The organism is Flavobacterium sp. AC274, from assembly GCF_979258275.1.
In genome coordinates this window covers 912,204-938,376 of sequence record NZ_OZ409852.1, presented here as the reverse complement: position 1 = coordinate 938,376, position 26,173 = coordinate 912,204, and the positions used below count along the sequence as shown (strand labels likewise).

19 protein-coding genes and 3 pseudogenes are annotated in these 26,173 nt (G+C 33.3%); 19 read left to right on the top strand and 3 right to left on the bottom strand.

The features are described from left to right. Window positions 1-33 precede the first annotated feature (33 nt). The 8 genes from ACZZZT_RS04175 (at window position 34) to ACZZZT_RS04140 (ending at window position 9,523) form a co-directional block, all read left to right on the top strand. Window positions 34-1,038 (top strand): AAA family ATPase, encoded by a 1,005-nt coding sequence (locus ACZZZT_RS04175; RefSeq protein WP_007807095.1) that lies wholly within the window; start codon window positions 34-36, stop codon window positions 1,036-1,038. Between the two features lie 80 nt (window positions 1,039-1,118). Next, a complete protein-coding gene (locus tag ACZZZT_RS04170; protein ID WP_302093882.1) occupies window positions 1,119-1,982 on the top strand; it encodes a DUF58 domain-containing protein in 864 nt (287 codons plus the stop codon). Between the two features lie 130 nt (window positions 1,983-2,112). Beyond that, window positions 2,113-3,747, top strand: coding sequence for a hypothetical protein (locus ACZZZT_RS04165; protein ID WP_463459508.1), 1,635 nt, complete (start codon window positions 2,113-2,115; stop codon window positions 3,745-3,747). Beyond that, window positions 3,747-4,748 (top strand): vWA domain-containing protein, encoded by a 1,002-nt coding sequence (locus ACZZZT_RS04160; RefSeq protein ID WP_463459507.1) that lies wholly within the window; start codon window positions 3,747-3,749, stop codon window positions 4,746-4,748. The genes ACZZZT_RS04165 and ACZZZT_RS04160 overlap by 1 nt, the downstream gene beginning before the upstream one ends. 168 nt (window positions 4,749-4,916) lie before the next feature. After that, a complete protein-coding gene (locus tag ACZZZT_RS04155) occupies window positions 4,917-5,951 on the top strand; it encodes a VWA domain-containing protein (protein ID WP_042565573.1) in 1,035 nt (344 codons plus the stop codon). Between the two features lie 43 nt (window positions 5,952-5,994). Then, complete coding sequence (locus ACZZZT_RS04150; RefSeq protein ID WP_463459506.1) at window positions 5,995-6,771, top strand: tetratricopeptide repeat protein; 777 nt, start codon at window positions 5,995-5,997, stop codon at window positions 6,769-6,771. A 130-nt stretch (window positions 6,772-6,901) separates the two neighbouring features. Then, the gene (locus tag ACZZZT_RS04145; RefSeq protein WP_463459505.1) at window positions 6,902-8,650 is read left to right on the top strand and encodes a BatD family protein; all 1,749 of its coding nucleotides are present in this window, start codon (window positions 6,902-6,904) and stop codon (window positions 8,648-8,650) included. A 126-nt stretch (window positions 8,651-8,776) separates the two neighbouring features. Further along, window positions 8,777-9,523 carry a tetratricopeptide repeat protein gene (locus ACZZZT_RS04140; protein ID WP_463459504.1) on the top strand — a complete coding sequence of 249 codons (747 nt, stop codon included), beginning with the start codon at window positions 8,777-8,779 and terminating at the stop codon, window positions 9,521-9,523. Between the two features lie 196 nt (window positions 9,524-9,719). On the opposite strand, the gene ACZZZT_RS04135 is transcribed toward ACZZZT_RS04140, so the two are convergent. Further along, window positions 9,720-10,289 (bottom strand): 5-formyltetrahydrofolate cyclo-ligase, encoded by a 570-nt coding sequence (locus ACZZZT_RS04135; RefSeq protein WP_463459503.1) that lies wholly within the window; start codon window positions 10,287-10,289, stop codon window positions 9,720-9,722. Then, the gene (locus ACZZZT_RS04130; protein WP_463459502.1) at window positions 10,276-11,262 is read right to left on the bottom strand and encodes a succinylglutamate desuccinylase/aspartoacylase family protein; all 987 of its coding nucleotides are present in this window, start codon (window positions 11,260-11,262) and stop codon (window positions 10,276-10,278) included. Before ACZZZT_RS04130 ends, ACZZZT_RS04135 begins: the two co-directional genes overlap by 14 nt. Window positions 11,263-11,398: 136 nt before the next feature. Between ACZZZT_RS04130 and uvrC the strand changes: the two are divergent. From uvrC to ACZZZT_RS04090, 8 genes and pseudogenes are all read left to right on the top strand, one after another. After that, window positions 11,399-13,191: pseudogene (gene uvrC / locus ACZZZT_RS04125) on the top strand (excinuclease ABC subunit UvrC). 9 nt (window positions 13,192-13,200) lie between these two features. Further along, window positions 13,201-15,476 (top strand): annotated as a pseudogene (locus tag ACZZZT_RS04120) (patatin-like phospholipase family protein). 511 nt (window positions 15,477-15,987) lie between these two features. Beyond that, complete coding sequence (locus tag ACZZZT_RS04115) at window positions 15,988-17,145, top strand: homogentisate 1,2-dioxygenase (protein ID WP_463459501.1); 1,158 nt, start codon at window positions 15,988-15,990, stop codon at window positions 17,143-17,145. A gap of 169 nt (window positions 17,146-17,314) precedes the next feature. Next, the gene (locus ACZZZT_RS04110) at window positions 17,315-17,674 is read left to right on the top strand and encodes a four helix bundle protein (RefSeq protein WP_463459500.1); all 360 of its coding nucleotides are present in this window, start codon (window positions 17,315-17,317) and stop codon (window positions 17,672-17,674) included. A gap of 94 nt (window positions 17,675-17,768) precedes the next feature. Continuing rightward, on the top strand, window positions 17,769-18,929 hold the full coding sequence (hppD, locus tag ACZZZT_RS04105) for a 4-hydroxyphenylpyruvate dioxygenase (RefSeq protein ID WP_042565494.1): 1,161 nt from the start codon (window positions 17,769-17,771) through the stop codon (window positions 18,927-18,929). 298 nt (window positions 18,930-19,227) lie between these two features. Beyond that, on the top strand, window positions 19,228-19,998 hold the full coding sequence (locus tag ACZZZT_RS04100) for a DUF3108 domain-containing protein (protein ID WP_302093892.1): 771 nt from the start codon (window positions 19,228-19,230) through the stop codon (window positions 19,996-19,998). Further along, window positions 19,998-20,938: pseudogene (locus ACZZZT_RS04095) on the top strand (tryptophan 2,3-dioxygenase family protein). The gene ACZZZT_RS04100 and the pseudogene ACZZZT_RS04095 overlap by 1 nt, the downstream one beginning before the upstream one ends. A gap of 21 nt (window positions 20,939-20,959) precedes the next feature. After that, entirely contained in the window at window positions 20,960-22,180 is a 1,221-nt protein-coding gene (locus ACZZZT_RS04090) for a peptidoglycan DD-metalloendopeptidase family protein (RefSeq protein WP_302093893.1), read from the top strand. Between the two features lie 61 nt (window positions 22,181-22,241). On the opposite strand, the gene ACZZZT_RS04085 is transcribed toward ACZZZT_RS04090, so the two are convergent. Then, window positions 22,242-23,090: an AraC family transcriptional regulator gene (locus ACZZZT_RS04085; protein WP_463459499.1), complete on the bottom strand. Its 849-nt coding sequence runs from the start codon at window positions 23,088-23,090 to the stop codon at window positions 22,242-22,244. A gap of 92 nt (window positions 23,091-23,182) precedes the next feature. On the opposite strand from ACZZZT_RS04085, the gene ACZZZT_RS04080 reads away from it, so the two are divergent. From ACZZZT_RS04080 to pgi, 3 genes are all read left to right on the top strand, one after another. Beyond that, entirely contained in the window at window positions 23,183-23,743 is a 561-nt protein-coding gene (locus ACZZZT_RS04080) for a short chain dehydrogenase (RefSeq protein WP_463459498.1), read from the top strand. A 10-nt stretch (window positions 23,744-23,753) separates the two neighbouring features. Further along, on the top strand, window positions 23,754-24,245 hold the full coding sequence (locus tag ACZZZT_RS04075) for a lipocalin-like domain-containing protein (RefSeq protein ID WP_463459497.1): 492 nt from the start codon (window positions 23,754-23,756) through the stop codon (window positions 24,243-24,245). Between the two features lie 119 nt (window positions 24,246-24,364). Then, complete coding sequence (gene pgi, locus ACZZZT_RS04070) at window positions 24,365-26,014, top strand: glucose-6-phosphate isomerase (protein ID WP_463459496.1); 1,650 nt, start codon at window positions 24,365-24,367, stop codon at window positions 26,012-26,014. The last annotated feature ends 159 nt before the right edge of the window (window positions 26,015-26,173 follow it).

The following is a 26,173-nucleotide window of genomic DNA, read 5'->3' as shown; positions in this document are numbered from 1 at the left end:
CAGCGTTTTAAAATAGGTTTTAAAAATATTTATATGGAAGAAAATACAACGACTTTAGACATTAGAGCGATAAATGAAAAAATTGAAAGAGAAAGTGCTTTTATAGACCTTCTTACAATGGAAATGAACAAAGTTATTGTGGGCCAGAAACATATGGTCGAGCGTCTATTAATCGGACTTTTAGGGCAAGGGCATATTTTATTAGAAGGTGTTCCCGGACTAGCCAAAACTTTAGCGATAAATACATTGTCTCAAGCGGTACAAGGTTCTTTCAGCCGTATCCAGTTTACTCCCGATTTATTACCTGCCGACGTTGTCGGAACGATGATTTACAACATCAAGGCAAATGAATTTTCTATTAAAAAAGGACCAATTTTTGCCAATTTCGTACTTGCAGATGAGATTAACCGTGCTCCGGCGAAGGTTCAATCTGCCCTATTAGAGGCGATGCAGGAAAAACAAGTTACTATTGGCGACACCACTTTCAAGCTAGATCGTCCGTTTTTAGTATTGGCAACTCAAAACCCTGTTGAGCAAGAAGGAACATACCAGCTTCCTGAAGCACAAGTTGACCGTTTTATGTTGAAAACCGTAATTGATTATCCAAAAATTGATGAAGAGCGTTTTGTAATTCGCCAAAACTTAAAAGGATCTTACGAAAAAGTAAATCCTGTAGTTTCTGTAGAACAAATTTTGCGTGCGCAAGAAGCGGTTCGTGAAGTTTACATGGACGAAAAAATCGAAAAATACATCTTAGATATCATCTTTGCTACTCGTTACCCAGAGAAATACAAACTGGCAGACTTAAAACCTCTTATTAGTTTTGGAGCATCTCCACGTGGAAGTATCAACCTTGCCAATGCGGCAAAATGTTACGCTTTTATCAAACGTCGTGGATATGTAATTCCAGAAGATGTTCGTGCCGTTGTACATGATGTTTTACGTCACAGAGTTGGGATAACGTATGAGGCTGAAGCCGAAAACATTACTTCTGTAGACATTATCAACAAAATCGTAAACGAGATTGAAGTACCTTAAAAATTTGTTTAATGTTTCACGTTTCAGGTTGTTGTAAAGCAAACTTGAAACTTGAAACTTTTAAACTTTAAACAAATCAAATGGATACAAAAGAGCTTTTAAAAAAAGTACGGAAAATAGAAATCAAAACCAAAAGACTGAGCAATCATATCTTTTCCGGTGAATACCATTCTTCATTTAAAGGGCGCGGGATGACTTTTAGCGAAGTGCGTCAATACCAATATGGCGATGATATTCGTAACATAGATTGGAATGTAACCGCACGCTATAACGAAGCACACGTAAAAGTTTTTGAAGAAGAACGCGAATTAACCATGATGTTAATGGTTGATATCTCGGGTTCTGAAGGGTTTGGTTCAAAAAGTCAGTTTAAAAAAGACATCGTCACCGAAATTGCGGCAACGATGGCTTTTTCGGCTACGCAAAACAATGACAAAATTGGTTTAATATTATTTTCTGATAATGTTGAATTGTACATTCCGCCAAAAAAAGGACGTTCGCACGTTTTGAGAATCATTCGTGAATTGATCGAATTTGAACCAAAAAGTAACAAAACCGATGTTGGCGCTGCTTTAAAGTTTTTATCAGGAACCCAGAAAAAGAAAGCGATCGTTTTTGTTATTTCCGATTTCATGTCTGAAAATTATGAGCAAACATTAAAAATTGCTTCAAAAAAACACGATATTACAGGAGTTCGCGTTTATGATATCCGCGAAGAAAAAATCCCAAATTTAGGAATGGTCAGCATGCTTGACGCCGAAACCGGAAAAGTTCAATTAGTTGACACGGGCTCGAAATCAGTGCGAATGAATTACGAAAAACACTATCAGGAAAGAGTAAATTATTTCAAGGATATTTTTAGTAAATCCGGAGCCGGTGTTGTAAACACAAGAGTCGACGAAAATTACGTGACAAAATTATTGGGTTATTTTAAGTCTCGTTAATTAGAGACATCTAAGGTTATAGATTATTAGGTTTTAATAAATTTCCAAAAATAAAATCCGCTTAAATCAGCGTCATCCGCGTTCCATATTTAAGCATTCGTTTTAGACTAAAATCTGAAAACAAAATCAAATGAAATTAAAGTTTTACATATTTTTATTTTTACTTTCCTCCTCTATTTTTGCGCAGCAAAAGCAGATTGAGACAAGCATTGATACTACAAAAAATAAAATTGGCGCCGAATTTAAGTTGACACTTAAAACGGTTGTGAGTTCAAAATCGAAAGTTGTTTTTCCTAAACTAAAAAACATTGGTCCGCTTGAAGTGATTCAATCCTATCCAATTGATACGGTTAAGAAAAATGATACTTATGAATTGATCAAAAAATATGGTTTAACGCAATTTGATTCGGGAAAATATACCATTCCGAGCATTAAAATTTTAATTGATAAAAAACCTTTTTCGACCGATTCAATTCGAGTTGAAGTTAATAACATTAAAGTAGATACATTACAACAAAAAATGTACGACATCAAAGACATTACTGCTGTTGATAATGGTATTGGCGATTGGTGGATTTATGTTTTACTTGTAGTTGTTATTATCGGAATTGGTGTTTTTGTTTATTGGTTCGTCAAAAAACGCCAACAGAAAAAAATCGAAGAAGAAGTTTATAAAACACCAATTGAAAAAGCGACAAGTTTGCTAAACAATCTGGAGCAAAAAGAGCTTGTTCAAAAAGGTGAAATTAAAGAATATTATAGTGAATTGACGGATATTGCCCGTAATTATATTGAAGAAGCAATTCATATTCCGGCAATGGAAAGCACAACATCTGAATTAATTCAGGCAATAAGACTTGCTTCTACCAAGAAGAAAATGACTTTAACGCCAGAAACAGTTGAGAATCTGGAACGTGTTTTACGTCAGGCCGATTTAGTAAAATTTGCTAAATCTAAACCGCTTGATTTTGAAATTACAGATGACAGAAACAAAATACAGAAAGTAATTTTAACGCTGGATAACGCAATTCCAACTGAAGTACCTGAGGAAATAGAAGATCAGTTATTGAATGAAGCACAAAGACAAAAGCAAATTAAACTGCAATTACAGAAAAAGCGCAACAAACGTATTGCAATTGCCGTTGGTACAGTTGTCTTTTTATTGGCTGCAACAACAACTTTTTTCATTACGACCAAAGGTTTTAAATATGTAAAAGATAATGTAATTGGTCATAAAACCAAAGAATTACTAGAAGGAGAATGGGTAAAAAGTGAATACGGAAATCCAGGTGTTTTGATTGAAACTCCAAAAGTTTTAAAACGTATGGATACTCAAAAAGTACTTCCAAAAGAGGCAATGGCCCTTATTAAGGAAATGCAGCTTTTTGCATACGGAAGCATGATTGATAATTTTTATATCACGGTTTCAACAAGTAAATTTAAAACTCCAACTGATATTGATTTAGCAAAAGCGCTGGAAGGAAGTTTAAAAATAATTGAAGCTCAGGGCGGTCATAATATCATTGTAAAACAAGAAGATTTTCAGACTAATGAAGGTGTTCAGGGAGTAAAAGGATATGGAACAATGACACTTTTAAATCCGGTTGATAAAACAAGTGCAAAAGCATATTACGAGATTTTATTATTCAAACAAGATCAGGGATTGCAACAAATCATGATTTTGCACGAAGAAGGCGATACTTATGCAAACGATATTACAACCCGAATTTTAAATTCTGTTGAACTTAGAAAAGCGACCAACTAATGAATAAAATAACTTTTTTAAATCCGGAATTTTTTTGGTTGTTTCTTTTAATTCCAATTGCAATTGCTTGGTTTTTCTGGAAACGCAACCAGCAATCGGCTACGTTAAAAATGAGTTCAACTCAGGGCTTTAAAAACAGCGAGTCATTTTGGACAAAAGCAAAACCTTGTCTATACGTTTTTAGAATTATTGCTTTATGTTCTTTGATAATTGCATTAGCAAGACCAAGAACGGTAGACATCAGTAATCAAACGAAAACTACAAAAGGAATTGATATTGTAATAGCAATTGACGTTTCAGGAAGTATGCTTGCCAAAGATTTAAAGCCAAACCGCATGGAAGCTTTAAAAAGAGTAGCTGCAGATTTTGTTGAAGAAAGACCAAATGACAGAATCGGGTTGGTTTTATACGCTTCTGAAGCCTACACAAAAACTCCGGTAACGAGCGATAAACCAATTATTCTGGAGGCGATAAAAGAAATCAAATATGATAATCTTTTGCAGGACGGTACAGGAATTGGAATGGGATTGGCAACTGCAGTAAATCGCCTTAAAGACAGTAAAGCAAAAAGCAGAGTAGTCATTTTAATGACCGATGGTGTTAATAATGCCGGTTTTATCGAGCCGGAAACGGCTGCTGATATCGCTAAACAATATGGAATAAAAGTATACACAATTGGTTTGGGAAGTAACGGAATGGCATTGTCTCCATATGCATACGCTCCAAATGGCGGATTTTTATTCAAAAATCAAAAAGTAGAAATCGACGAGCAATTGATGAAAAGTATTGCCCGTAAAACTGACGGAACTTATTTTAGAGCCACAAGCAACGACAGGTTAGCGCAGATTTACAGCGCAATTAATAAATTAGAAACAACTGAAATCCAGGAATTAAAATTCTACGATTACGACGAAAAATACAGACCTTTTGTTTTACTCGCAGCATTTTTATTATTATTAGAAGTTGGTTTAAGAAATACAGTTTACAGAAGCTTTATTTGATTTTTCCAAAATCAAAAAATTCCAATTTTTAAATTCCAAATAACAAAATGGAACTTCGAAAAAGGGATCAAAAAAGCAGAAACAACAAAAAAATGAAATTTAAAGATTAAAATTTCAGACACAGTAAAATTGGAATTTGGAATTTAATTTTTGGAATTTAAAAATTATATGGAATTAGACGAAAAAAAATATTTATACCTTTTATTCTTACTGCCAATTGTGGTGTGTATTTTCTTTTTCAATTTGTATTGGAAAAGAAAAAAACAACGTGAATTTGGTGATATTGAAATGGTGAAAAAACTGAGCCCGGAAAGTTCTGTTTTTAAACCTGTATTGAAATTATCCGTTTTACTTTTGGCACTTGCTTGTATCATTATCGGATTGGTAAATCCGAAGATTGGAACTAAAATGGAAACCGTAAAACGTGAAGGTATTGATATTGTTTTTGCAGTTGACGTTTCTAAAAGTATGCTTGCAGAAGATGTTGCACCAAGCCGTTTAGAGAAAAGTAAACAATTGGTTTCGCAAATTATCAATAATCTTGGAAGCGACAGAATTGGAATCGTGGCTTATGCAGGAAGTGCATTCCCGGTTTTACCCATTACATCAGATTATAGCGTTGCCAAAATGTTCCTGCAAAGTATGACTCCGGATATGGTTTCATCGCAAGGAACTTCGCTTGACGAGGCCATCAGATTATCATCTACTTATTTCGATGAAAAAAGCAAAACCAGTAAATTATTGATTTTGATTTCTGATGGAGAAGATCATTCCGAAGGCGCTTCTGCTGCTGCGGAAGAAGCCAATAAATTAGGAATGAAAATCATTACGATTGGTATTGGAACTGAAAAAGGAGGAACTATTCCGTTAAGAGAAAATGGGATAATAAGAAATTATCAAAAAGATCAAAACGGGCAAACTGTTATCACTAAACTGAATCAGGAAGGCTTAAAATCAATCGCTAAAGCAACAAAAGGCGGTTATGTTTATGGCGGAAACACTAAAGAGGTTTTAGAATATATCAAAAACGCTTTAAATAACATCCAGAAAACAGAATTTGAAGCTACGCAAATGGCCGATTTTCAATCGCAGTTTCAATGGTTTCTTGGTTTAGGATTCTTATTGTTATTTGTAGACATTTTCCTTTTGGAAAGAAAAACAAACTGGATTAAAGAGTTGAATTTATTTAACGAAAAGAAATAATTGTTTCTAATAAAATTTGGAACAAAAAAATAAAAACATTAGAATGAAAAATTTACTTCTTTATATTTTACTAACGGTTTCCTTCGCGGTTTCGGCTCAGGAAAAAGATAAAACATTGCCTGAAGGTAATGAAGAATATAAGCAGAATAAATTTGTTGATGCTGAGGCAAATTATAGAATTTCGGAATCAAAATTCGCAAAACGCGGTGTTGCTTCTTATAACTTAGGAAATACAATTTACAGACAAAATCAGGCGTCTGAAGCTAAATTGGCTTACGCGAAAGCAATTAAAAATTCCAAATCAAAATCTGACAAACATAAAGCCTATCATAACTTAGGAAATGTTTTTATGAAAGAGAAAGATTATACGCAGGCAGTGGAAGCTTACAAACAAGCATTGCGTAATGATCCTACGGATGATGAAACGCGTTACAACTATGCGTACGCCAAACAAAAACTAAAAGAAAATCCTCCGAAAAACGATAAAAACAAAGACAAGAATAAGGATAAGGACAAAGACAAGGATAAAAATAAAGATAAGGATAAGGACAAAGACAAAAATAAAGACAAGGATAAAGATAAAGACAAAAAAGACGACAAAGGAGATAAAGACAAGGACAAAAAAGATGGCAAAGATGATCCGAAAAAAGATGATAAATCTAATAACAACGGAGAACCAAAACCACAACCTGGCGGAATTTCAAAAGATCGTGTTCAAAATTTGTTAGATGCCGTAAATAACGAAGAAAAGAAAATTCAGGATAAAGTAAATGCTCAAAAAGTAAAAGGAAATCCTAGAAAAACAGAAAAAGACTGGTAAAACAAAGTTGAATCGTTTAATCGTTGATTTGTTTAACTGTTAATTCGATTAAACAATAAAACGGTAAAAAAAACGATTAAACATATTAACAATTAAACGATTAAACCCCAAAAACGATTAAACAATTTTAATGAAAAGATATTTAATTCTATTACTATTCACTTTTCAGGGGCTTATGGCTCAAGTTCAATTTGAAGCCAAAGTAAGCAAAAACACGCTTGGACTTAACGAAAGACTTCGTATTGACTTTATTATGAATGTTGATGGAGATAACTTTGACCAGCCAAATTTTGAAGGATTTAGAGTGGTTGCAGGTCCGAGTCAGCAAGTGAGTCAATCGTGGATAAACGGCCGAAGTTCTTTTCAAAAAATTTACTCTTATATTTTACAGCCTGCACAAAAAGGGACTGTGACTATTAAACAAGCCACAATTGAGTTTAATGGGCAAATCTACAAAACAGCACCTATAAAAATTGTGGTTACCAATGCTGTTGCCGAGGAAAGAGATCCGAATGACAGACCACAAGGTTCCGGAAGCGAAACCTTAAATCTTGTTGCCGAAATTTCGAAAACAAGTCCGTATTTGAACGAACCTATTACGGTAGTTTATAAATTGTACTTTAATAATATTGGTGTTACCGGTTTTAAAGAACTGGCAAAACCAAAGTACAATGATTTCTGGAATCAAAATATTGACATCAAACAATTAAAGATCGAAGAAGGAACTTATCAAGGTCAGAGATGTTATTTTGTAGTCTTGAAAAAAACGATCTTATATCCACAAAAATCAGGCAGATTAACAATAGAACCGCTTTCGTTAGATATTGGTGTTCAATTGCCAACAAATCGCCGCGATATGTTTGGGCAAATGATTTTATCTGATGATAATAAAATCGTTTCGGCCGGAGCAAAAACCATTAATGTAAGACCTCTTCCTGAAGCTACTAAACCGGAAGGATTTAGCGGAGCAGTTGGAAAATTCAACTTTACGGTTACACCTTCAAGAACAACTTTAAAAAGTGGCGAAAGTATTGATTTATATGTAAGTGCCAGTGGAAGTGGAAACATGAAACTGTTTACTTTACCAAAACCGGTGGTGCCAAATGCACTTGAAATGTATGATCCTGTTCATGACGAAAAAGTAACCACTACATTGTCTGGAATGTCTGGAAAAATCTCAGACAAGTACACCATTATTCCTCAATACAAAGGAAAATATGCCATAAAAGCAATGCAGTTTTCTTATTTTGATTTGAATTCGGGTTCTTATAAAACCATAAATTCTCCGGAAATTATGATTGATGTTCTCGACGGACCAATGCAGGCGGAAGCAAATGCAACAGCAAGCGCGTCTAAAAATGTGATTTCGAAAACAGAACAATTTAAATACATAAAATCAAAAACCAATCTGGTTTCGATTGCTAAAGATGATTTTTACGGTTCGAATTTATATTACACATTATTGTTCCTGCCTTTCGTGATTTTACCGATTATTATCTTAGCTAAGAAGAAAAAAGAAGCTATTGATAGTGACGTTACCGGAAACAGAATCAAAATGAACAATAAACTGGCGAAGAAATATTTATCTGAAGCCAAGAAACAGCTTAACAATAAAGAGCCTTTTTATATCGCATTGGAAAAAGCAATGCACAATTTCCTGAAAGCGAAATTACATATTGAAACCTCGGAAATGAGCAAAGACAATATTCGCGAATTATTATTGTCAAGAAATGCAAATCCGGAAACGGTTCAAAGTTTTATTGTTTTGACAGAAAACTGCGAATTTGCGCGTTATGCTCCGGCTTCTAGCGCTTCGATTCAGCAGGATTATGATAAGGCTGTTTTGATTATTTCGGAATTGGAAAAGCAAATCGTTTAGGTTTTTAACCGCAAATTTAGTTTTTAACCGCGACGTTAATTTTACCGCAAAGTGCGCTAAGAAAAGTGATTTTGATTGCGTTGATTTTAAGTTCGCAAAGTTTAAAATCTTTTACATATTTAGAAAATGAAAAATATATTATATCTCTTTTTATTAATCTCTCAGGTTTTCTTTGCTCAAAACGGCTTTGAAAAAGGGAATGCTTTTTACCAAAAAGCGCAATATAAGGAAGCGGTTCAGGAGTACGAAAGCGTTATTAAAGAAGACAAACAGCAATCTGCAGAGTTATATTTTAATTTGGCTAATTCTTATTATAAACTGAACAAAGTAGCGCCTTCTATTTACAATTATGAGAAAGCTTTGGTTTTAAAACCGAATGATGCTGAAATTTTAAACAACTTAAAATTTGCAAAAAAACTAACTATTGACGAAATAAAAGAAGTTCCAAAAGTAGGTTTCGCTAAACTGATTCAGAATTTTACAGGCATTTTTACCTATAATACCTGGGCGGTAATTTCGGTTGGAATTGCTTTTGCTTTCCTGCTAAGTTTTATTGGTTATTATTTTTCTCAGCTTACGGTTTCAAAAAGAATTTATTTCATCGGAATGTTTGTTCTTTTGGTTGCTTTACTATTAAGCGTTGCTGCCGGAATGGCGGAAAAAGATCATTATGATAACGATCGTCCGGCAATTGTTTTTGCAGAAGTTAGCGAAGTAAGAAGCGAACCTCAAAAAGCAGGATCGGCTATTTTCTTATTACACGAAGGTGCAAAAGTGTACGTTATTGAAACTTTAGGACAATGGAAAAAGATAGAATTAACGGACGGAACTGAAGGCTGGATTGATTCTTTGACAATTAAAGAAGTAAAATAAAAAAATTTAAAATTCAATAAAAAAATCCCAAATTCCAAGTTAGTAACAATTGGAATTTGGGAATTTTTTATTTTTTGATTCTTTATTAGACCATCTATATCGTAGAGACGCACAGCAGTGCGTCTACACCCAGTATATCGACAAAGATTGCGTACACGCACTGCTGTGCGTCTCTACGATTTTGCAGGTGGGGAATTTAAAATGTATATATTTTCTCAGGCGTAACACAATAATCCAATTTTACATCCGATTCAAAAACATCATCGATTTGGTTTACGGCTTCAAAAAATGAAAGACCAATTTTGATGGTTTCCGATTTGCATTCTGCTAAAAATTTATCGTAAAAACCTTTTCCGTAGCCAATTCGGTTTCCAAAAATATCAAAAGCTAAAAGTGGTACAAAAACTACTTCAATAGTTTCAGACGGAACCGGCAAACCATTTACGGGTTCGGGAATATTGTATTCGTTTTTTTTGATTTTGGTATTATCTGTCAATAAAAAGTGAGACATCTTTCTGGTTTCAAAATCACTTTTTGAGATCACGATTTCTTTATCTTTTCCGGAAAGCAAATGCAAAACATATTCTGTATTGACTTCTTTTTGTTCTTCTATCGGAAGAAAAACGTGATAATAGGTTTTATCCCAAATTGGCAATTGCAGTAATTCATTGGCTACAGCCAGACTTTTTTCTTCAATTTCGTCAAGCGAAAGTGCTGCCCGAAGACTTTTATAATGTAATCGTAATTCTTTTTTATTCGTCGGCATCTTCTTCTCCTGGATTATTTTTAGAAATATGATAAATCGCATCGCCTTCGTAGACAATTGGCGAATGATTGGCGTTGATGACATATCCTTCGTGCGGTGCTTTTACTTTTTGCTCGAATTTACCAAACGGATCTGTAATAATTGCCAAAATGGTTCCTTTGGTCACAAACTTGCCAATCAAATTATAATCATGCAATAAACCGGAACATTTAGCGCGAAGCCAAACTGAGTTTTTAATAAAAATAGAAGGGTTTTCTGGTTCTTCTACAATCTGAATTGGATCAAGCATGCCCAAATAATTCAGCAAACGCTTCACTCCCATCACACCTTCGTTGGCAATAACATTATTGATATCTAATGATTTTCCACCTTCAAAAAGTAACATTTTTACATTGGCTTTTTCTGATGTATTCCTGAAAGAACCACCAATATTTTTAGAATAAAGGGTAAAAGGCGCATTAAAAACATCTGCCAAAAGTTTTAATTCCTTGTTATTTTCTGTAATTCTGATTTGCGGAGCATTAAATCTGCTTGCGCCGCCGGCATGAAAATCGACTGCGTAATCTATAATCGGTAAAATTTCGGCTACGATATGAAACGCAAAACGGCTCGCCAAAGATCCTTTTTTACTTCCCGGAAAAACACGATTTAAATCACGTCCATCAGGAAACTCACGGGATTTATTTACAAAACCATAAATATTAATAATCGGAATACAAATTATGGTACCCCGAATTGGTCGATTTATTTTCTTGCTAATAATCTGGCGCACAATTTCGACACCATTTATTTCGTCGCCGTGAATTCCTGCAGAGAATAAAACCACAGGGCCATCAAGCTTTGAGCGACGTACAATAATAGGAATATTCAGTTTTGTAGTCGTGTGTAATCGGGCAATTTCAACGTTGATTGTTTTATGTTCTCCTGGCAAAACCGGTTCGCCAAAAATAATCATGGGCTTGTTATTTTTCATATGAATTATAAAATCTAAATATAGAAATTATTCTTTTGATTTCGTAAATTTGGAACTAAATCAATGTTAAGCTTCAAATGAAAATCGGAATGGTTTTTGGAACGCTTTTCAGACATCTTCAGAAACAAAAAACAGAATGCAAAAACCGTCTTTAGAACTTCAAATACAAACCCTGCCGGATAATCCCGGCGTGTATCAATATTATGATAAAGACGATAAAATATTGTATGTTGGCAAAGCCAAAAATCTAAAAAAAGGGTTTCTTCTTATTTTAATAAAATTCATGATACCCGAAAAACAAATGTTCTGGTTAAAAAAATTGTAACCATAAAACATATTGTTGTTCCTACCGAAACCGATGCACTTTTATTAGAAAATAACCTGATCAAAACATTGCAGCCACGCTATAATGTGTTGTTGCGCGATGACAAAAGTTACCCGTGGATTTGCATCAAAAAAGAACCTTTTTCGAGAATATTTTTAACCCGAAGAATGGTCAAAGACGGGTCTGAATATTTTGGACCGTACACGAATTTCAAAATGGTGCATACAATTCTGGATTTAATCAAAGAATTGTATCCGTTAAGAACCTGCAATTACGATTTAAGTCAATCAAATATCAATTCGGGTAAATTTAAAGTTTGTCTTGAATATCATATTGGCAATTGCAAAGGTCCTTGCGAGGGTCATGAATCGTTTGAAGATTATCAAAGACAAATTGATGCTATTCGCGAAATTCTGAAAGGAAATTTTAAAGAAAGCATGAAAGATTTTAAGCGTTTGATGAACGATTATGCGCAGAATCTACATTTTGAAGAAGCACACAAAATCAAAGAAAAAATAGAAATTCTTGAGAATTACCAGTCGAGGTCAACAATTGTAAATCCGAAAATTACCAATGTCGACGTATTTTCGATTGTATCAGATGAAAGTGCGGCTTATGTGAATTTTTTACAAATTTCGCATGGATCAATCATTCGTTCGCACACGATGGAAATCAAGAAAAAACTGGACGAAACCGATGAAGAATTATTAGAACTGGCGATTATAGAAATGCGCGAACGTTTTAATTTATTATCAAAAGAAGTAATTGTTCCGTTTGAAATTGATTTGGGAGAAAAAATAAAAACAACGGTTCCGCAGCTTGGTGACAAAAAACAAATTCTGGATTTATCAATCAGAAATGCTAAGTTTTACAGGATTGAACAACTGAAACAATTGCAAATTGTAGATCCTGACCGACATGTAAATCGTATCATGGCACAAATGCAAAAAGATTTACGTTTGCCAGTAGAACCACGACATATTGAATGTTTTGATAACTCAAATATCCAGGGAACAAATCCCGTTGCGGCCTGCGTAGTTTTTAAAGACGGGAAAGCCAGCAAAAAAGATTATCGCCATTTTAACGTAAAAACCGTTGAAGGCCCTGACGATTTTGCGTCGATGACCGAAATTGTATATCGCCGTTACAAAAGATTACTGGATGAAAATGAACCGCTTCCGCAATTGATTATTATTGATGGAGGAAAAGGACAATTATCTGCTGCTTTAAAAAGTATTGACGATTTAGGTTTAAGAGGAAAAATTGCCATTATCGGGATTGCAAAACGTCTCGAAGAATTATTTTACCCGGGAGATTCCATTCCGTTATATTTAGATAAAAAGTCTGAAACGTTAAAAGTAATTCAGCAGTTAAGAAACGAAGCGCACCGTTTCGGAATCACGTTTCATCGTGACAAACGAAGCAAAGCCGCGCTCAATTCTTCTGTAGAAAGCATACCGGGCATTGGCGAAAAAACGATGCTTACGTTAATACAACATTTCAAAAGTGTTAAAAGATTAAAATTGGCTACCGAAAAAGAAATATCTGACGTTGTAGGAGTATCAAAAGCCAAAAAAATTGTCGACTTTTACAAAACCAACTAGTTATTTCTTATGCGCCCAATTCAGCTGTACATTACGAATACTTGTTCAAAACAATTTTTTTCCATTTCCAACTGGTTTGTTCAGTTGGTAGTTCTCGTATTTTTATTTTTTAATTCGCAACAAACATTTTCGCAGGAACAACAAGACAGCGTAAAAAGACCCAAAATAGGTTTGGTTTTAAGTGGCGGCGGTGCCAAAGGATTTGCACATATTGGAGTTTTAAAAGTTTTGGAAGAAGCCGGAATCAAAATCGATTATATTGGCGGAACCAGTATGGGATCTATAATTGGCGGACTTTATGCTTCTGGCTACAACGCCTCTCAAATTGATTCTATTTTCAAAAAAACCAATTTTGACGAATTGATAAACGATTATATTCCGCGCTCGTCTAAAAACTTTTATGGCAAAAAAAATGATGAATTGTATGCCATTGTTTTGCCTTTCAGTAATTTCAGAGTCGGTATTCCCGAAGCACTTTCAAAGGGAATGTACAATTATAATTTATTAAGCAGTTTAACACGCAATGTTAGACATGTTCGCGATTTTAACAAATTACCAACTCCGTTTTTATGTATTGGTACAAACATCGAAACGGGTGAAGAAGTTTTATTAAACAAAGGAAATCTTGTTCAGGCAATGATGGCGAGTGCGGCTTTTCCTTCCCTTTTTACTCCGGTAGAAATCGACGGAAAATTATTGGTTGACGGTGGAGTCGTTAATAATTATCCTATAAAAGAAGTTCGTAATCTTGGTGCAGACATTATAATTGGTGTTGATGTTCAGGATGATTTATTGAACCGAAAAAGCCTGAAAAATGCAACGAGAATTTTGGTACAAATCACCAATCTTCAGTCGATTGACAAAATGAAAAAGAAAATCAAAGACACAGATGTTTACATAAAACCCGACATTCGTGATTATGGCGTAATTTCATTTGATAAAGGTGAAGAAATAATAAGAAAAGGTGAAGAAGCTGCTTTTGCTGTTTACGAAAAAATCAAAGCTCTGACAAACGAAACTACTTTTTATAAAAAACCAAAGCTAAAAATAAGCTCTGACACTATTCAAATTAAAAAAATAAACAGCGATAAATTAGACAATTATACTAAAGAATATATTCGCGGGAAACTTCGTTTTAAACCCGAAAGTACTATTACTTATGATGATTTAAAAGCCGGAATGAACAATTTGGATGCAACACAAAACTTTAGTGCGATTTCTTATTGTTTACAACCAAATGGAAATGAGGATGATTTAGATTTAGTATTAAGAGAAAATCCAACGCAAACGTATTTGAAATTGGGCTTGCATTATGATGGACTTTATAAAAGCGGAATTTTATTAAATCTTACACATAAAAAAACATTCTTAAAAAATGATGTAACTTCTCTAGACATTATTTTAGGAGATAATTTTAGATATGATCTTAATTATTATGTTGAAAATGGTTTTAATATAAGTTTTGGATTTCGTTCGAGATTAAATCAATTTAATCGAAATGTGACCAATAGTTTCAGCAGTTTAATTACTGAAAGTCCGGGAAATCTAATTAACGTTGACTTTATGGATGTTACGAATCAGGCTTATTTTCAAACTATTTTTGTGCAAAAATTTTTAATGGGCGGCGGGTTTGAATATAAATACTTGAAAATAAATTCGCCAACACTTTCTAATGAAGATAACATCATCGAAAAAAGCAGTTATTTTAGTGTTTTCGGGTATTTAAAATACGATTCTTTAGATAATAAAAGTTTCCCTCACTCGGGAATATATTTTTCTACAGACGTACAAACCTATTTGGCTTCTTCAGATTATACACGAAAATTCAAACCATTTTCTACAGCAAAGGCAGAAATAGCTTTTGTTGACAGATTATTTAAAAAAGCTACTTTTAAAATCGAAGCCGATGCCGGATTTAATATTGGCAGTGACAGCGTTCCTTTTTTTGATTATATTTTGGGTGGATATGGATATAATAAGATCAACAATTTTAATTATTTCTACGGTTATGATTTTTTAAGTATTGCCGGAAACAGTTATATAAAAACAGCATTGACGCTTGATTATGAAATATTGAAAAAAATCACGTTAATATTTCTGCTAATTATGCCAATCTTGGTGATGATATTTTTACGACTGTTGATTGGGTTTCTATGCCAAAATATTCTGGTTATGCTATAGGCTACGGACTTGAAACAATTATAGGACCAATCGAAATTAAGCATTCGTGGTCGCCGGAAATGTCAAAAAGTTTTACCTGGTTTAGTATCGGATTTTTGTTCTAATCTCAATTCTTTAAATGTTGTGGAAAAACGTAATTATTTAACCGCAAAGTCCGCAAAGTTTTTTAAAATATTTTAAGTTTTGTCAAAATGCAAAGCTCGCAAAGCTAAATCAATACAAAGCTTTGCGAGCTTTCCCTTCTTTATAAAATCTAATAGTAAAAAACTTTGCGGACTTTGCGGTTAAATTTTTTGCTTTTCAAATTTGCTTTAATTGAGAAAAAAATTGAATTATTTTACAACTATATCGTTGTAATGTCAAAAATTTTAGATTAATTTGCGGTTATTAAATGATATGATTTATAATTTAAATCAATAAAAATTACGACATTTGTTATAATGAAAACAAAATGGACAGGTTTATTAGAATATCTTCAATTCCTCATCAAGAGAAATCCTGAGTGAAACCAACGAATTGAGATGATTAGTCAATAATAGAATTGATCTGATTATCTGTTCACACAATTCACCTTTTTCGAATTATCTAATTTACAAATTATCTAATTGAAAAGCCATGCCATTATATCATAAACTTGGAGATTTCCCTCAAAAAAGACACACACAATTCGAAAAACCTAACGGAGGTTTTTATTACGAACAATTGTTTGGAACCGAAGGTTTTCACGGACATTCGTCATTATCATATCATGTTCACAGACCAACTCAGGTTAAAGAAATTTTAAACTCTTATTCGGTTGAACCAAAAATTGCAATCGGAAAAAATATAAAATCATTACTATTTAAAGGTTTTGAATTAAAACCGGAGAATGATTTTCTCGACAGCCGAAAAGCCATGATGGTCAATAAAGACTGTATCATTGGATTGGCCGCTCCAAAAGAATCGCTTCGAAATTATTTCTATAAAAATGCCGATGCCGACGAAATGCTTTTCATCCATAAAGGAAAAGGAAAATTAAGAACCATGTTAGGAAATATTCCTTTTGAATATGGAGATTATCTTATTATTCCGAGAGGCATCATTTATCAAATAGAATTTGAAACGGAGGAAAACCGACTTTTTTATGTCGAATCTTACTCTCCTTTTTATACTCCAAAACGTTATAAAAACCAATCGGGTCAGCATTTAGAGCATTCGCCATTTTGCGAACGCGATTTTATTTTGCCAGGCGAATTGGAAACACACGATGAAAAAGGTGATTTTTTAATTAAAATCAAAAAAGAAGGCATGATTCACGAAGTGGTTTATGCAACGCATCCTTTTGACGTTGTGGGTTGGGACGGTTACAATTTTCCATACGGATTTTCAATTCATAATTTTGAACCTATAACGGGACGTGTTCACCAACCGCCTCCGGTACATCAAACATTTGAAACGGCCACTTTTGTCGTTTGTTCATTCTGCCCAAGACTTTACGATTATCATCCGAAAGCAATTCCGGCACCTTATAATCACAGCAATATAGATTCTGACGAAGTTTTGTATTATGTTGATGGCGATTTTATGAGCCGTAATAATATTGAGCAGGGTCATATTACTTTACATCCAAAAGGAATTCCACATGGTCCCGCACCAGGCGCAATGGAACGCAGCATTGGTCACAAAGAAACCCAGGAATTGGCCGTTATGGTTGATACTTTCAGACCATTAATGGTTACTGAAGAAGCGATGGGATTAGATGATGGACAATACTATAAATCTTGGACTGAATAATTAGTCAATGTGCCAATTAGATAATTAGATAATGTTCTTGAAAACGCAAAATTAGAAAATGCGGCAATTAGAAAATTAGATAATTGTAAAAAATGATTTAATTTGTAAATTTAAACTTACATAAAAATAATTATCTCATTATCAAATTCTCTAATTATCACATTAAATTATGACTTTCAACGAAAAATACAAGGACAACGCTCTTTTAATAAAAACTTTCGATTTTGCCTTAAATATTATTGACTATACAACTGAATTACAAGACCAGAAGAAGTTTGTAATTGCAAATCAATTACTAAAAAGCGGAACATCAATTGGGGCAAATTCGAAAGAGTCACAAAATGCAGAAAGCAAAGCAGATTTTATTCATAAATTAAAAATTGCAATTAAAGAAGCTGACGAAACAGAATATTGGTTGTTTTTGTGTGATGCGCACAGAGAATATCCAAATTGCAAACGTTTATTAAATGATCTATCAGAAATTTTAAAAATTTTAAATAAAATAATATCAACATCAAAAATGAAATAATAATTAGATAATTTGTCAATGTGCCAATTAGAAAATTAATCTAATTAAGTTCATTTTTAGGAATTATCTCATTATCTCATTCTCAAATTATCTCATTATGAAAGAAGTAAAATCAGTAGAATACGGTTTAGAAAAAATCTTTGAAGGAGCACAGGATTTCCTTCCGTTATTAGGAACCGATTATGTAGAATTCTACGTAGGAAACGCAAAACAATCTGCACATTATTATAAAACTGCTTTTGGATATCAGTCATTAGCGTATGCAGGATTAGAAACAGGAGTTAGAGACAGAGCCTCTTATGTTCTGAAACAAGACAAAATCAGAATTGTTTTAACAACGCCATTAACGCAGGATTCTCCAATTCATGAACATCTTAAAAAACACGGAGACGGGGTAAAAGTTGCCGCTCTTTGGGTTGAAGATGCCAGAAGTGCTTATGAAGAAACTATCAAACGCGGTGCTCGTTCTTTTATGGAACCAACGGTTGAATCAGATGAGTTTGGAGAAGTTGTTCGTTCAGGAATTTATACATATGGAGAAACAGTTCACATTTTTGTAGAAAGAAAAAACTATAATGGTGTTTTCTTACCAGGTTACAAAGAATGGAAATCTGACTATAATCCGGAACCAACGGGATTAAAATACATTGATCACATGGTTGGAAATGTGGGTTGGAATGAAATGAATACATGGGTGAAATTCTATGAAGAAGTTATGGGATTTGTAAATTTCCTTTCTTTTGATGATAAACAGATTACCACAGAATATTCTGCATTGATGAGTAAAGTAATGTCGAATGGAAACGGAAGAATTAAATTTCCAATTAACGAACCAGCCGAAGGAAAGAAAAAATCTCAAATTGAAGAATATTTAGATTTTTACGGTGGTCCCGGAATTCAGCACATTGCTATTGCTACAGATGATATTATAAAAACAGTTTCGCAGTTAAAAGCACGCGGAGTTGAATTTTTATCTGCTCCTCCTCATACTTATTATGAAGCAATTCCTGAAAGATTGGGTGTTCATATGGGTATGATGAAAGAAGATATTAACGAAATTGAAAAATTAGCCATAATGGTCGATGCCGATGAAGATGGTTATTTATTACAAATATTTACGAAGCCGGTTCAGGACAGACCAACGCTATTTTTTGAAATTATTCAAAGAATGGGGGCAAAAGGATTTGGCGCAGGAAACTTTAAAGCCCTTTTTGAGTCGATTGAAAGAGAACAAGAATTAAGAGGAACTTTGTAAAACCGCAATATTTTTACATTAAATCGAAGAATTCTCGGTAAAACGATGCTTTTTATGCAAATGTTATGTTAAACTTGCTTTTTGCTATTTGTTTTTTGAACTTTATATCTACCTTTGCACTCGCAAATCAGAAAGGGGTGGTTTCCTTTCGAATTGATATAAATTTCATAATTTATAGTTTTTTGGTTAGTTAATAGCATAAAAACTCAGTCATTTTTGACTGAGTTTTTTTGTTTTGGTACATTTGGAATAGAATTTGCATTTAATTACCTTTATAATGAAATGTAAAAATTGTACTATGAAAAAGTTAGTTCTCATCATATTAGCCCTTACCGTTCTCAGTTTCGACGCCCAAAAAGAAGATGCTTTTGATACTGGTGAATATTTTAAATTCAGAATCCATTATGGAATTGTAAATGCCGGTTATGCCACACTCGAAGTTAAAGATGCAACCATAAATAATAAAAAGGTTTTTCACGCCGTGGGTAAAGGATATACCACCGGAATGTCAAAATTTTTCTTTAAAGTTGAAGATTTATACGAAAGTTATTTCGACAGACAAACGGGTGAACCATATCGCTATGTTAGAAAAATTGACGAAGGCGGTTACACCAAAAACCAGGAAGGTATTTTTAACCAGGGAGAAAATAGAGTTTTAGTAAAAGATTACAAACGAAAAACCGAGAAAACAATTGTTCTTACTGATAATGTGCAGGATATTGTTTCGTCTTTTTATTATTTGAGAAATCATCCCAACATTGATAAATTAAAATCGGGTGAGTCTATTTCAATCGACATGTTTTTTGACGAAGAAATCACAAAATTTAAGTTAAAATATGTAGGCCGTCAGGATATTACAACTAAATTTGGAACCGTTTCTACAATGGTCTTTAAACCATTGGTACAAACAGGAAGAGTTTTCAAGGAAAAAGAAAGCTTAACACTTTGGATATCAGATGACAACAACAAAGTTCCGGTTAGAATAAAAGCAGATCTTGCAGTAGGTTCCCTCAAAGCAGATCTTGATGAATATAAAGGATTAAAAAATCCATTTAAAGTAAAAAAATAATGAACACCACAGATAATTCTGAATCACTTTTAAAAGAAATTGACCTTAAATTTCAAGCTATAAATCAGAAAACAGATGTACAACTTGAAGGTTTACTTTGGTCAAAACCAATTACATATTGGGATTACATTCAGACTGATGCACTTTTAAATTTACAGATTCAGCGCACTACGCTTCCTGACGAAATGGTTTTTATCATGTACCATCAGGTAAACGAATTGATTTTTAAAATGATCTTGTGGGAAATTGATCAAATTGCTGATACAGAAAATATTCAGGTAGCTTTTTTAGTGAAAGATTATCCAGAATCACGCGTTATTTTGACATGCTTACGAATTCGTTTAGTATTATGGAAAACGGAATGGAAGTGGATCAATACATGAAATTCAGAAACACTTTGACTCCGGCAAGTGGTTTTCAAAGTGCACAATACAGATTAATCGAATTTGCATCTACGGATGTTATCAATTTGACAGATCGCAGATACAAAGAAAGTTTTGATGAAAATACAGATCCTGAAACCACTTTCGAACATTTGTATTGGCAGGCTGCAGGAAAAGATTATCAAACCGGAAAAAAATCTTATTTGCTTCAGGAATTCGAAAACAAATATAAAGAGCAGTTTTTACGTCAAATGTCATCTTTCAAAACAAAAAACATTTGGCAAAAATTTACTCAGTTGCCCCAAGCAGATCAGCAAAATGAGGAATTAATTAAGGCAATGCGTCATTACGATCAAACGGTAAATATTACATGGGTAATGCAACATCTTAATACTGCAAGAAAATACATACTAGAAAGCGGAAAAGGCAATGGCGAGGCAACTGGCGGAAGCGATTGGCAAAAATATATGCATCCAAAATTTCAAAGACGCATCTTTTTTCCTAAATTGTGGACCGAAGAAGAATTGTCCAATTGGGGAAATGAAACCACTGTTTAATTTCTCAAAAATTTTAAAAGTTTGAAAAAAGCATTCGTAATTATAATAGTATTATTTTCCATATTTTCATGTAATAAAACTGCTGAAAAGGTAGAAACTAAAATTAGCAAACCAAAATCTAAAAAAATAGAATTTGGTTTTAATTACGCTGACTTTAACGTACTTCACGATACTATAAAAAAAGGAGATTCTTTTGGATCTATTTTTCAGAGTCAAAATATTGGCGACAAAAAAGTGTATGATATTGTCGAGCAGGTAAAAGATTCTTTTGATGTAAGAACAATTCGATACAACAAACCATACACCATTCTTCGATCCAAAAATAAAACCAACAATTTAGAAGTTTTTATTTATCAGCCTGACGCTTTAACTTATTATGTAATTGATGTTAGAGATAGTATTGCAAAAGCTTATAAAAAAATAAAACCTGTAACTTTTAAACGTAAAATAATTGGTGGCGTTTTAAAAAGCTCATTATCTGAAACTTTAGGAAACGAAAGTGTAGAAACAGCGCTTGCCAGCAGAATCACTAAAGTATTCTCCTGGTCTATTGACTTTTTTAAATTAAAAAAAGGAGATCGTTACGGATTAATTTTTACCGAACGTTTTATAAACGGAAAAGTTTATGATGGCGTTGAAGAACTTGAAGCGGCATTTTTTGAATATAAAGGAAAAATTATTTATGCTTTTCCGTTTGAAAAAGACACACTTTCAGGAAAAGTAGAATATTATGACGATGAAGGAAAAACACTGAAAAACTTCTTCTTAAAAACTCCAATTAAATTTAGCCGAATCACTTCACGTTTTACGATGAATAGATTTCATCCGGTACAACACACCTGGAAAGCACACAAAGGAACTGATTATGCAGCTCCAACAGGAACACCAATTTCTACAACTGCATCCGGAGTTGTTGAAGCGACTGGTTATACGGCCGGAAACGGAAACTTTGTAAAAGTAAAACACAACGGTACCTACTCTACTCAATATTTACACATGTCCAGAATTTTAGTAAAACGCGGACAAAGAGTTACACAGGGACAAAAAATAGGATTAGTTGGAAGCACAGGACTAGCTTCTGGCCCACACGTTTGTTATCGTTTCTGGAAAAACGGAATTCAGGTTGATGCACTTCGCCTAAATCTTCCAACGGGAGAATCTTTAACAGGAAATGACAGAAACCGTTTCTTAAAGCAAATGGAACCTTTAAAAAGAGAATTGGATAGTATTGGGAATTTGTAATGTTTTTTTTTATTCAAAAAAAAATCAAGAAGAAACACGAAAAATGTTTCACAAAACAAAGCTATTTCGAAAATGTTTTTCTAAACTCAGAAGGATTCATTCCTTTATGTTTTCTAAAAACCTTATTCAAATGACTTTCGTCTGAAAAATGAAGTTCATCAGCAATTTCGTTTATTCTCATGTCAGTATTTAAAAGTCTCGCTTCGATTAATCTCAATTTATAATTAGAAATATACTCCTGTAGTGTTTCTCCGGTTTGTTTCTTAAAGTACTTTCCGAGATAATTCATAGAAATATTGAAATGTGCACTAATTACATTTGCCTTTAATTCCTTTGGATTATATATGTTTTCCTGAATATAGTGCAATATTTCTAACACTGTTTCACCCGTCGCTTCTTTAATATTCTTTGGTAATTTTAAGGCAATATTTCTTGCTACAATTGTGATTATAGCATTTACAATTTGCTCTGTTATCTTTTGATGATAAATTTGCTGATTTGTTTGTTCGTTTATGACACTTTCAATAAGCGAAGCAATCAAAGGTTTGTCGACTGTGTTTTTTAAGATACATCCCGGACGATGACTTGCGTTTTGCAAAATATATTCCATACGCTGCACTGTTTCCTGCATTCCTTTTTGAGAATTTGTTTTGATATAATATTCATTAAAACGAAGAAAGAAAAATTTGGTTGGCGTTAAAATTTCAAACGAATGTATGTCCTGAGGCGTAACAAGAAATAAATTTCCTGCACGATATTGAAATTGATTATTATTAATAATCTGAATTCCGGTTCCGCCCACAACATATATCAACTCAAAAAAATTATTCTTCCGCGTTGTTTTCGGAAACTGCTCAAGTTCTTTTACATCGACTTCAAAAGGGAGATATAAATTTGTGTTTGTCATCATGCTAAAATACAATTTTAGTACCAATAAGTACAATTTTGATTGAAAGCTAACCCGCTAATTTTGTATCTGATAACAAACAAAATTCGTAAAAAATGAAAATACTTTTAATTGGAGCAAATGGTGAAATTGGTAAAATACTAAAACCTGAGTTTGCTAAAAAACACGAAATTATTTCTGCCGGAAGAACAAGTGGAGATTTTAATGTAAATATTACTGATGTAAATTCGATTGAGAAATTATTTCAGCAAATCGGAAAAATTGATGCCTGCATTTGTGTTGCCGGCGATTGTTACACGGGAGAATTACTTTCGCTTGACGAAGAAAAATTAAACATTGGCATTCAGAATAAATTATTGGGACAAATAAATCTTGTCTTAATCGGACAGAAACATCTAAATGACAACGGCTCTTTTACTTTGACTTCTGGAAAAATGGGAGATAAACCGGTAAAAAACAATTCGACAAAAGCAATTGTTAATGGCGGAATAAACAGTTTCATTCTCGCCGCTTCTTTAGAACTTGAAAGAGGAATTCGCATCAATGCTATAAGTCCGGCAAAAGTTGCAGATATTCCAATTCATGAATTAACAAATGCTTATTTTAAAAGCGTCGAAAGTACTGTAAACGGAGAAATTATTAAAGTAAACTATTAATCATTTTAAGATGAAAAAACTAAAAAAGGTTGCAATAGTATTATTTATCGCCAATATTACTTTTGCCCAAAAAATCGAAAAAACATTAATTGGCACGTGGAAATTGATTTCTGTTGAAAATACAAATGCCGATGGAACTAAAACATTTCCGTACGAAACAAATCCAAAAGGGTTATTATTTCTTGACGATAAAGGAAACTATGCTGTTCAAATTTACAAAAATGAAAGGCTTAAAATAATCTCGGGAGATAAAAACAAATGTACTCCTGAAGAAAATGTGGCGATCGTGCAGGGAAGCAATTCGCATTTTGGCAAATATGAAATTGATGATTCTTCGGAAACTATTATTTTTAAAATTGAAACTGCTTCTTTCCCGAATTGGGAACAAACAGAGCAAAAACGATCTTACAAATACAATAATGGTGAATTAGAATATATTGTTGTTAATACAACACAAGGCGGAAAATCGGTTACGGCAAAAGTCGTCTGGAAAAAACTTTAAGAGCAATTAACAAAAAACGTTTTCGTAACTAATTGTTATATAATTATGAAGCTTTAAGCTATTAAAAGTAATTTCAGTATTTTTGTGTTTCAATAAACAAACTTTCAATACAAACAAAAATGGCTTTAAACACAACAAACCCAACCGGGACTGAAGCGTGGAAAAATCTGCAAAACCACTATAATGCGATTCAAGCAACTACGATACAAGAATTGTTTCAACAGGATAATGCCCGCGTTGAAAAATTCAATTTACAATGGAATGACTTTTTAGTTGATTATTCTAAAAACAATATCAATCAGGAAACCATTTCGCTTTTGTTAGAATTGGCCAATTCAATTGGATTAAAAAATGCGATTGCTGATTATTTTGGCGGAGAAATCATCAATCAAACCGAAAACAGAGCGGTTTTACACACAGCTTTACGCGCGCCGGAATCGGCAACGATTAAAGTTGATGGCGAAAATGTAATTCCTGAAGTTTACGAAGTAAAAAATAAAATCAAGAAATTTACAAACGAAGTTATTTCGGGAGAAAGAAAAGGTTTTACCGGAAAAGCTTTTACTGACATAGTAAATATCGGTATTGGAGGTTCTGATCTTGGTCCGGTTATGGCTGTTGAAGCTTTACAGTTTTACAAAAACCATTTAAATGTTCATTTTGTTTCGAATGTTGATGGTGATCACGTAAATGAAGTAATCAAAAAACTGGACCCGGAAACAACGCTTTTTCTGATTGTATCGAAAACTTTTACAACTCAGGAAACTTTATCAAATTCTGAAACTATAAAAGAATGGTTTTTGAAATCGGCTAAGAACGAAGATATTGCAAAACATTTTGTGGCTGTTTCTACAAACATTCAAAAAGTAACTGAATTTGGAATTAATCCTGATAATGTTTTCCCGATGTGGGACTGGGTTGGAGGAAGATTCTCTTTGTGGAGTGCTGTAGGTTTAAGCATAGCTTTGGCAATTGGTTTTGACAATTACAATGATTTATTGAAGGGAGCCAATGAAATGGACGAACATTTCAGGACTGCAGAATTTGATAAAAACATTCCGGTAACTTTAGCTTTATTGAGCGTTTGGTACAACAATTTTTTTGGTGCTGAAAGCGAAGCTTTGATTCCGTACACACAATATTTACAAAAATTAGCTCCATACCTGCAACAAGCAACAATGGAAAGTAATGGAAAAAGTGTTGGGCGTGACGGAAAACCTGTAAACTACCAAACTGGAACAATTATTTGGGGAGAGCCAGGAACTAATTCTCAACATGCTTTTTTCCAATTGATTCATCAGGGAACAAAATTAATCCCAACTGATTTTATTGGATTCGTAAAACCATTATACGGAAACGAAGATCATCACGACAAGTTAATGTCAAACTTTTTTGCTCAAACCGAAGCTTTGATGAACGGAAAAACGGCAGAGCAAGTTCAGGCAGAATTTGACAAACAAGGACTTTCTGCAGAAAAAGCTTCTTATTTATTGCCTTTTAAAGTTTTTACCGGAAACAAACCAACGAATACGATCTTAATTCAAAAACTAACGCCAAAATCTTTAGGTTCGTTAATTGCTCTTTACGAACACAAAATTTTTGTTCAGGGGGTTATTTGGAATATCTTTAGTTTTGATCAATGGGGAGTAGAATTAGGAAAACAATTAGCCAATTCTATTTTAGAAGAAATAAATACTAAAACAGTAAAAAATCACGATAGCTCAACTACGTTTTTACTAAATCATTTTTTAAGTAATAAATTAACTTAAAAATTACATAGCAGATTTGAAACGCCTTAATTTAACAAAATTAAGGCGTTTTTTCGTATAAATCATATCATTTAACAAAGAAAACAGATATTTTTGAAAGTTAAACACTACAAGCTAGAGTGTATTATTATCATTTTAACAAAAAACACGGCATTAAAT